Genomic DNA, 3,208 nt, shown 5'->3' with positions numbered 1-3,208 from the left:
CGCGTGCGACGCCGCGCCCGGCGAGACCGACCGCGCCTTCTCGTCTTCGGGAAAGATCATCGCCATGAGCGGCGGCGCGGGCGGAGCGGCGAACGCCTGCTTCACCTGTCATGGACTTCAGGGTCAGGGCGACGGCGTCTCGACGCCGCGCCTGGCCGGGCTGGACGCCGGCTATCTGCAAAAACAGATGGAGGACTACGCCAGCGGCCTGCGGCCGGACGACGTGATGAGCCGCGTCGCCAGGGGGCTAGATCCCGACAGCCGTCGCGCCGTCGCGGCCTTCTACGCCGGCTTGCCGTCATCGACGTCAACGAGCGCAGCTCTTTCCTCCGCTACGCCGCCCCCGGTCTGGCGGAAGGGCGATGTCTCTCGCGGCGTCACGGCCTGCTCATCCTGTCACGGCCCCAATGGACAGGGCGCGGGTGAAGGCCAGCCGATCGTGGCCGGCCAGCCTGTCGCTTATACGCTGGAGCAGATCGACCGCTGGAAATCCGGCAAGCGCCGCAACGATCCACGCGGCGTCATGGCTGCCGCCGTCCAGAGGCTGACGGACGCAGAAGCACTCGCCATAGCCCAGTGGCTGTCCGACCAACCCGTTTCTCCAACGCCCGCCAGCGCCTCTGCCAGCGCGTCCGTTTCGGCCGCAGCTGCGGCGCGACCGGCAGCATCGCGTGAAACACGTCGTCCCGATCGATCAGATGGTGCTTGAGCGCAGCCCCCGCATGGATCGGGATCATCAGCAGCAGGGCCGCGACCATGGCCCAGTGCACCCATTCGGCGCCGGCCTCGATCGCCCATAGCTGGGTGTTGGAGACATCCTGCATCGGCAGCAAGGGCCAGGGGATCAAACCCGCCGCAGCCAGCTGGGTGTCTAGCGCGGTGGCCGAGATCATCGCCCATCCCGACAGCGGCAGGCCGAACAGACAGATGTAAAAGACATAGTGGGTGATGTGCGCCGCCAGGCTCTCCCAGCCCGGCTTGTCCGCGTCATTGATCAGATTGGGCGCCGCCAGCCGCCAGGACAGCCGCCCGATGACCAGCAGCAGCATCAGCAGGCCGATGGCGAAATGCACGTCATAGGCCGCCGCCTTGGCCCCGCCGACCGGCAGCCGCCCCATCCACCAGCCCCAACCGAGCTGGAACAAGACCAGGCCCGCCATGGTCCAGTGAAAGACGATGGCGACCGGGGAATAGCGGCCTTCGTCGTGATGGCCCGCCGCCCATTCCAGCGCCTTTGCGATCAGCCGGTCGATCATGCCGTACGCGCCGCCTCCCCGCTCCTGAACAGGTCGCTGATCCGCCAGAGCGCGACCAGGAGATAGGCCGCCGCCGCGGGCGCCCACATGATCAGGCCCGCCGCCTGCTGATCCTCCAGCGGGGTCATGCCCCAGGCCAGGGTCGTGGCGAAGTGAGGCGAATAGAGCGGCTGACCCGCAAATACGATCAACGCCCCCAGCAAGCCCATCAACAGCATGGCCGCCAGCAGGCCCGCCACCGCCGCTGCGGCGTTCGACGCGCGCACAGCCGCCCAGAACCGGACGGCGCTGCCCAGGATGGTCAGCTGCATGACCCAATAGACCAGGTCGTTCGACAGGGCCGCAGCATAGAGATCAGGCGCGTGCCAGGCCCAGAAGACGACGGCCTGGACAGCCGTCGCCAAGGCCAGTCGCGGCGCCCTGAGCCTGGGCGGCCCCAGAGCCAGCAAAGGCGCCGCAGCGAGCAGGAGCAACAGATGATGCAGCGTACGGGCCGTAAACAGGGCTGAACTCAACGCGCACAGCGGCGAGATGAAGACGAGAACCAGCACCCCCGCCGCGCCCAGCAAGAAGGGCGATCCGGGGCGCCGCCTCATCGTTCGGAACCCACCGGCCGCGATGAAAAGGCCCAGCGCCGCCAGAAGCACCGGATCGCCGTTCCAGCGTCCCAGCACATCCACGGGATCGGGCGCGGGTCCGCAATAGGGCGTCCAGAGCGTCATCGTCATAGTCGGCTAACGACCCGGAACGGCGACGGTTCAATCATGCTTCGCGACCACGACGCCTCAGCGCGATGGGGCGATCCGCCAGACCGTGTTGGACAGGTCGTCGGCGACCAGAAGAATCCTTTTCGCAGGATCAAAGGCCACGCCGACGGGACGGCCACGGGCCTCGCCGTCCTTGAGGAAACCCGTGGCGAAATCGAGGGGCTGTCCCACGGGACGCCCGCCGCTGAACGGCACCCAGGCCACCTTGTAGCCGGACGGATCCTCACGGTTCCAACTGCCGTGCATGCCGATGAAGGCGCCGTCGGCGTACGGGCCGCCAAAGCCGCCGCTGCGCGCGAAATCGAGACCGAGCGCCGCGACGTGCGAGCCCAGGGCGTAGTCGGGTTTGACGGCCCTGGCGACCATGTCCGGCTTCTGCGGTCTCACGCGCGGATCGACGTTCTGGCCCCAATAGCTGTAGGGCCAGCCATAGAAGGCGCCGTCGCGCACCTGGGTCAGATAGTCGGGCACCAGTTGCGGGCCCAGTTCGTCACGCTCATTAACCACCGACCACAGGAGGCCGGTGGTCGGCTCGATCGCCAGGGCGGTCGGGTTGCGAATACCGGTGGCGATCGTGCGACGCGCGCCGGTGGCGCGGTCGATTTCCCAGACCACGGCCCTCTCCTCCTCCACCGCCAGTCCCCGTTCGCCGATAGTGGAGTTGGAGCCGATGCCGACATAGAGCTTGGTCCCGTCCGCGCTGATAGTCAGGGACTTGGTCCAGTGGTGGTTTATGCGGGAGGGCAGTGCTGTGACCCGCTCCCCCCGCGTCGCGATACCGGTCTGCCCCGGCTGGAAGGTGAAACGGGTCAGCGCACCTTGTTCGGCGACGTAAAGGTAGCCCTCCACATAGGCCAGACCATATGGCGCATCCAGACTATCGACCAGCACGGCGCGCAGTTCGGGGACGCCGTCGTTATCGGCGTCGCGCAGCAGGGTGATGCGGTCGCCCCCTTTGATCTTGGTGTTGCCCTGCTTCTTGATGAAACCGGCGATCACGTCCTTGGGACGCAGGCGCGGGGCATGACCGCCCCGCCCTTCGGCGATCAGCACATCGCCGTTGGGCAGGACCAGCATCTGGCGTGGAATCTTCAGGCCGGTCGCGAAGGCGCTGACGGTAAAGCCCTGGGGCACGGTGGGCGCCTCGCCGTTCCAGCCGGCGGGCGGACTGATCTTCATGGCCGG

At 67.7% G+C, this 3,208-nt stretch carries 3 protein-coding genes and 1 pseudogene; 1 reads left to right on the top strand and 3 read right to left on the bottom strand.

What is annotated here, in order from left to right; all coding sequences use genetic code 11:
- Positions 1-64: 64 nt before the first annotated feature.
- Positions 65-526 (top strand): annotated as a pseudogene (locus tag VGE49_RS14220) (c-type cytochrome); the annotation flags it as partial.
- Here the strand turns inward: VGE49_RS14220 and VGE49_RS05875 are convergent.
- The 3 genes from VGE49_RS05875 to VGE49_RS05865 form a co-directional block, all read right to left on the bottom strand.
- Entirely contained in the window at positions 522-1,256 is a 735-nt protein-coding gene (locus VGE49_RS05875; RefSeq protein WP_331033630.1) for a cytochrome b, read from the bottom strand. The pseudogene VGE49_RS14220 and the gene VGE49_RS05875 overlap by 5 nt on opposite strands.
- On the bottom strand, positions 1,253-1,984 hold the full coding sequence (locus VGE49_RS05870; RefSeq protein ID WP_331033629.1) for a cytochrome c oxidase assembly protein: 732 nt from the start codon (positions 1,982-1,984) through the stop codon (positions 1,253-1,255). Before VGE49_RS05870 ends, VGE49_RS05875 begins: the two co-directional genes overlap by 4 nt.
- Positions 1,985-2,041: 57 nt before the next feature.
- Positions 2,042-3,208 (bottom strand): PQQ-dependent sugar dehydrogenase (locus VGE49_RS05865; RefSeq protein ID WP_331033628.1); only part of this gene is annotated, 1,167 nt, incomplete at its 5' end.

Origin of the sequence: Brevundimonas sp. (assembly GCF_036405315.1) — a bacterium.
Lineage (GTDB): Bacteria > Pseudomonadota > Alphaproteobacteria > Caulobacterales > Caulobacteraceae > Brevundimonas.
This window is presented reverse-complemented; position numbering and strand designations above follow the sequence as displayed.

Excerpts from the sequence above, each read along its gene's own strand:
- VGE49_RS05870 (WP_331033629.1), bottom strand. The coding sequence starts at position 1,984 with ATGACGATGACGCTCTGGACGCCCTATTGCGGACCCGCGCCCGATCCC.
- VGE49_RS05875 (WP_331033630.1), bottom strand. The coding sequence starts at position 1,256 with ATGATCGACCGGCTGATCGCAAAGGCGCTGGAATGGGCGGCGGGCCAT.